Genomic DNA, 4,764 nt, shown 5'->3' with positions numbered 1-4,764 from the left:
TCGTCGGGCCGACGAAAGTGCTCATGTAGTCCTCGTACGAGATCAGGTCGTCGTTGAACCGCAGGTATTCGTCGAACAGCGGCTTTCCGCCGCCGGCTCCGGTACGTGCCGTCAAGGCCCGCTCAGGACTGCTTCCTGGGAGCGAAGTAGTCCACCTGGTCGGCCTCGTCCGGCTGCGGGACGGACGAGGCGGCGTGGGCTTCGCGGGCGGCCTTGACTCTTCTGCTCACGAAGCCGAAGCCCGCGTAGGCGGCGATCGCCCAGAACAGCAGTGACTTGGGATCGCGCCTGAGATCCTCGGGGAAGGTGTTGAGAACCTGGGTCAGCGCCGAGCCGTAGTCGTCGCCGGAGGCACGTACCCAGATGATCACGTATCCGGCGACCTGGCCGAGCGCGGCGCCGATCAGGGAGAAGAGGGCGGCCAGCGGCGGCAGCACCGGGCTCGTCGGCCTGACCGCCATCATGGCGAGGCCGACGAGGAGACCGACGCCGATGGCGGCGAAGCCGATCTCGTACCCGCTGAAGCCGATGAGCGCGCCGTAGGCCGCGGCGCCGACCACGGTGGCGCCGAGACCGGTAAAAATACCTGGTAGAAGCCCGTTTGCCAGATGTGGATCGTTATCCGTCATGACAGCTCCTCGTGAGGTCTAAGGGATTTCCGGTGACGGGTCGGGCACTCTACTTGAATGGGGCGATACCTGTTCATGGGTTAAGGGATAACGGACCTCCCCCCTCCAGTGGTCTACACCAATTTAGGTCCGATAAGGTTCGTGGTTGAGGTTTCAGCCCGCCCCAAGTCGCCGGTCCTCACGACTGGCGCATCGACGTACGAGGAGATCGGCATCGTGACCATCCGCGTAGGCGTCAATGGATTCGGCCGCATCGGCCGCAACTTCTGGCGCGCGGTCGCTGCCAGCGGCAAGGACATCGAGATCGTGGCGGTCAACGACCTGACCGACAACGCCACGCTCGCCCACCTGCTGAAGTACGACAGCATTCTTGGCCGCCTGCCGTACGAGGTGAAGAGCACCGCCGACGAGATCATCGTCGACGGCAAGACCATCAAGGCCTTCGCCGAGCGCGACCCCGCCAAGCTGCCCTGGGGTGACCTGGGTGTGGACGTCGTGGTGGAGTCGACCGGCTTCTTCACCGACGCGAACAAGGCCCGAGTGCACGCCGAGAACGGCGCCAAGAAGGTCATCATCTCGGCTCCGGCCAAGAACGAGGACGTCACCGTCGTGATGGGCGTCAACCACGACAAGTACGACCCGGCCAAGCACACGGTCATCTCCAACGCCTCCTGCACCACCAACTGCCTGGCGCCGATGGCCAAGGTCCTCAACGACACCTTCGGTATCGAGAAGGGTCTGATGACCACCATCCACGCCTACACGCAGGACCAGAACCTGCAGGACGCCCCGCACAGCGACCTGCGCCGCGCCCGCGCCGCCGCGATCAACATCGTGCCGACCTCGACCGGTGCGGCCAAGGCCATCGGCCTGGTGCTGCCCGAGCTCAAGGGCAAGCTCGACGGTTACGCGCTGCGGGTGCCGATCCCCACCGGCTCGGCCACCGACCTCACCGTCGAGGTCGGCCGCGAGACCACGGTCGAGGAGGTCAACGCCGCACTCAAGGCCGCGGCCGAGGGCGAGCTCAAGGGCTACCTCACCTACACCGAGGACCCGATCGTCTCCTCCGACATCGTCACCGACCCCTCGTCCTGCATCTTCGACTCCGCCCTCACCAAGGTGATCGGCAACCAGGTCAAGGTCGTCGGCTGGTACGACAACGAGTGGGGCTACTCCAACCGTCTCGCCGACCTCATCGAGCTGGTCGGCGCCGACCTCTGATGAAGGACATCTCCGAGTTCGACGTGGACGGTCGGCGCGTCCTGGTACGCGCCGACCTCAACGTCCCCCTGGAGGGGGACGTCATCACCGACGACGGCCGCATCCGCGCCTCGGTGCCGACGATCGAGGAACTCGCCCGCAGGGGCGCCCGCGTGATCGTCGTCGCGCACCTGGGGCGCCCCAAGGGCAAGCCGAACCCGGAATACTCCCTGGCCCCCGTCGCCAAGCGGCTGGGTGAGCTCCTGGGCACGGACGTCGCCTTCGCGACCGACGTGGTCGGGAAGTCGGCCCAGGAGGTCGTGGAGGCGCTTCAGGACGGCCAGGTGGCCCTGCTGGAGAACCTGCGCTTCGAGCCCGGCGAGGAGTCCAAGGACGACGCCGAGCGGGCCGAGTTCGCGGCCGGGCTGGCCGCTCTCGCCGACCTCTACGTGGGCGACGGCTTCGGCGCGGTGCACCGCAAGCACGCCAGCGTCTACGACGTGCCCGCCCTGCTGCCGCACGCCGCGGGCCGGCTGGTCCTGGCCGAGGTCGAGGTGCTCAAAAGGCTGACCGAGACCACCGAACGGCCGTACGTCGTGGTGCTGGGCGGCGCGAAGGTCTCCGACAAGCTCGGGGTCATCGGCAACCTGCTCACCAAGGTCGACAGGCTCCTCATCGGCGGCGGCATGGCCTACACCTTCCTGAAGGCACAGGGGTACGAGGTGGGCGGGTCGCTGCTCCAGGAGGACCAGCTCGACCAGGTGCGGGGCTTCCTGGACGAGGCGGCCAAGCGCGGTGTGCAGCTCGTCCTGCCGGTCGACGTGCTGGCGGCCACCGAGTTCGCCGAGGACGCCGAGTACGAGGTGGTCGACGCCACCGCGATCCCGGCCGACCGCCAGGGCCTCGACATCGGCCCGCGCACCCGCGAGCTGTTCGCGAGCAAGCTGGCCGACGCCGAGACCGTGTTCTGGAACGGCCCGATGGGCGTCTTCGAGTTCGAGGCGTTCTCCGGCGGAACCCGCGCGGTCGCCGAGGCGTTGATCGGCTCGAAGGCCTTCACGGTCGTCGGCGGGGGAGACTCGGCCGCCGCCGTGCGCAGACTCGGCCTGCCCGAGGACGGGTTCTCGCACATCTCCACCGGTGGCGGGGCCAGCCTGGAATACCTGGAGGGCAAGACCCTCCCCGGACTTGTGGCGCTGGAGAGGTAGAGGTCAAATGAGCACCGCTCGCAAGCCGCTCATAGCCGGCAACTGGAAGATGAACCTCAACCACCTTGAGGCCATCGCCCACACCCAGAAGCTCGCCTTCGCGCTGGGCGACAAGGACTTCGACCGGGCCGACGTGGCCGTGCTGCCGCCCTTCACCGATCTGCGCAGCGTGCAGACCCTGGTGGACGGTGACAAGTTGCGGATCCTCTACGGTGCCCAGGACCTGTCGCAGCACGACGGCGGCGCCTACACCGGTGAGATCTCCGGGGCCATGCTCGCCAAGCTCGGCTGCACCTTCGCCACGATCGGGCACTCCGAGCGCCGCCAGTACCACCACGAGGACGACGACGTCGTCAACGCCAAGGTGCAGGCGGCCTACCGGCACTCGCTCACCCCCATCCTGTGTGTGGGGGAGGGGCTGCCGGTGCGCCAGGCGGGCGGCCAGGTGGCCTACAGCCTCGCGCAGCTCGAAGGGGCGCTTCGCAAGGTCACCGCCGAGCAGGTCGCCTCAATCGTGCTCGCCTACGAGCCCGTTTGGGCGATCGGCACCGGCGAGGTGGCCACCCCCGACGACGCGCAGGAGGTCTGCGGGGCCCTCCGGGAGCGACTCGCCGAGCTGTACGACACCGATGTGGCCGCAGGTGTCCGTATCCTTTACGGTGGGTCGGTCAAGTCTGACAACATCGCGGGCATCATGGCACAGCCCGATGTCGACGGTGCCCTGGTCGGTGGCGCGAGCCTCGATGCCGGGGAATTCGTCAAAATTTGCCGTCTTGGCGAATTGTCGAGTTGACTGGTCCATTTGGGGGGTGCGATTTGACAGCACGTCATACCCTCTTAGAGCAGGTTTGAATCGTCACGCCTCTGGCGTACACAAGGGTCGTGCCCGGACGCGGGACACGCGCACATAGGGAACAGGTCAACGGTGACAATCGGAATCTCCATCGCCCTCATCCTGTCGAGCTTGCTGATGATGCTGCTCGTCCTGCTCCACAAGGGCAAGGGCGGTGGTCTCTCGGATCTGTTCGGTGGCGGTTTCTCGTCGTCGTTCGGAGGCTCCTCCGTGGTGGAGCGCAACCTTGACAGGCTCACCGTCATCACCGGTGTGGTCTGGTTCGTCTGCATCATCGCGCTGGGCCTGCTCCTGAGGCCCTGACCCGGCTTTGACAGGCGTGACAGTGGTTCAGTCCCCGCATCCCCAAGCGGCGGGGCCATCGAGCAAGGAGTTCATCCGTGGGTAGTGGCAACGCGATCCGTGGCAGCCGTGTCGGTGCCGGCCCGATGGGGGAGGCGGAGCGTGGCGAGGCGGCCCCCCGTGTGCGGGTCCCTTTCTGGTGCGCGAACATGCATGAGACGCGCCCCAGTTTCGCCAGCGACGCGGCCGTTCCCGAGTTCTGGGACTGCCCCCGGTGTGGTCTCCCCGCAGGTCAGGACGAGGCCAACCCGCCCGCGCCGCCGCGTAACGAGCCTTACAAGACGCATCTCGCGTATGTGAAGGAACGTCGCAGCGACAAGGACGGCGCACAGATCCTGGCCGAGGCCCTGGAGCGGCTGCGCTCCTCCTCGCGCCCGATCTACTAGCCGGACCCTGGCAGTACGGTCCGCCGGCACGCGAAAGGCCCCTGTGAGAGATCTCTCAAAAAAGGGGCGTTAGCGGGGCGGGCGGCCCCACGCCCGCGAAAACAACGCCCTGTCAGACATTTGTTTAAAAAAAATGAACCCCCGGT

The 4,764-nt window shown here is 66.9% G+C and carries 6 protein-coding genes; 5 read left to right on the top strand and 1 reads right to left on the bottom strand.

Features of this window, described 5'->3' with window-relative positions; genetic code table 11:
- Positions 1–122: 122 nt before the first annotated feature.
- Entirely contained in the window at positions 123–629 is a 507-nt protein-coding gene (locus ABT130_RS46970; protein ID WP_350966408.1) for a hypothetical protein, read from the bottom strand.
- 216 nt (positions 630–845) lie between these two features.
- Here ABT130_RS46970 and gap point away from each other — a divergent pair, with 216 nt between their 5' ends.
- The 5 genes from gap to ABT130_RS46945 all read left to right on the top strand — a co-directional run bounded on the left by gap (position 846) and on the right by ABT130_RS46945 (position 4,618).
- Positions 846–1,850 (top strand): type I glyceraldehyde-3-phosphate dehydrogenase, encoded by a 1,005-nt coding sequence (gap, locus tag ABT130_RS46965; protein ID WP_350918774.1) that lies wholly within the window; start codon positions 846–848, stop codon positions 1,848–1,850.
- Positions 1,850–3,037, top strand: coding sequence for a phosphoglycerate kinase (locus ABT130_RS46960; RefSeq protein ID WP_350966407.1), 1,188 nt, complete (start codon positions 1,850–1,852; stop codon positions 3,035–3,037). Before gap ends, ABT130_RS46960 begins: the two co-directional genes overlap by 1 nt.
- A gap of 7 nt (positions 3,038–3,044) precedes the next feature.
- The gene (tpiA, locus tag ABT130_RS46955) at positions 3,045–3,830 is read left to right on the top strand and encodes a triose-phosphate isomerase (protein WP_350918780.1); all 786 of its coding nucleotides are present in this window, start codon (positions 3,045–3,047) and stop codon (positions 3,828–3,830) included.
- 132 nt (positions 3,831–3,962) lie between these two features.
- On the top strand, positions 3,963–4,193 hold the full coding sequence (gene secG, locus ABT130_RS46950) for a preprotein translocase subunit SecG (RefSeq protein ID WP_030905020.1): 231 nt from the start codon (positions 3,963–3,965) through the stop codon (positions 4,191–4,193).
- 77 nt (positions 4,194–4,270) lie between these two features.
- Positions 4,271–4,618 carry an RNA polymerase-binding protein RbpA gene (locus tag ABT130_RS46945; protein ID WP_012892502.1) on the top strand — a complete coding sequence of 116 codons (348 nt, stop codon included), beginning with the start codon at positions 4,271–4,273 and terminating at the stop codon, positions 4,616–4,618.
- Positions 4,619–4,764: the final 146 nt, after the last annotated feature.

This window comes from Streptosporangium sp. NPDC001681, assembly GCF_040298085.1.
Lineage (GTDB): Bacteria > Actinomycetota > Actinomycetes > Streptosporangiales > Streptosporangiaceae > Streptosporangium.
The sequence above is the reverse complement of the archived record's forward strand: the minus strand, read 5'-3'. Positions and strand labels throughout refer to the sequence as shown.

Excerpts from the sequence above, each read along its gene's own strand:
- ABT130_RS46970 (WP_350966408.1), bottom strand. The coding sequence starts at position 629 with ATGACGGATAACGATCCACATCTGGCAAACGGGCTTCTACCAGGTATT.
- ABT130_RS46960 (WP_350966407.1), top strand. The coding sequence starts at position 1,850 with ATGAAGGACATCTCCGAGTTCGACGTGGACGGTCGGCGCGTCCTGGTA.
- tpiA (WP_350918780.1), top strand. The coding sequence starts at position 3,045 with ATGAGCACCGCTCGCAAGCCGCTCATAGCCGGCAACTGGAAGATGAAC.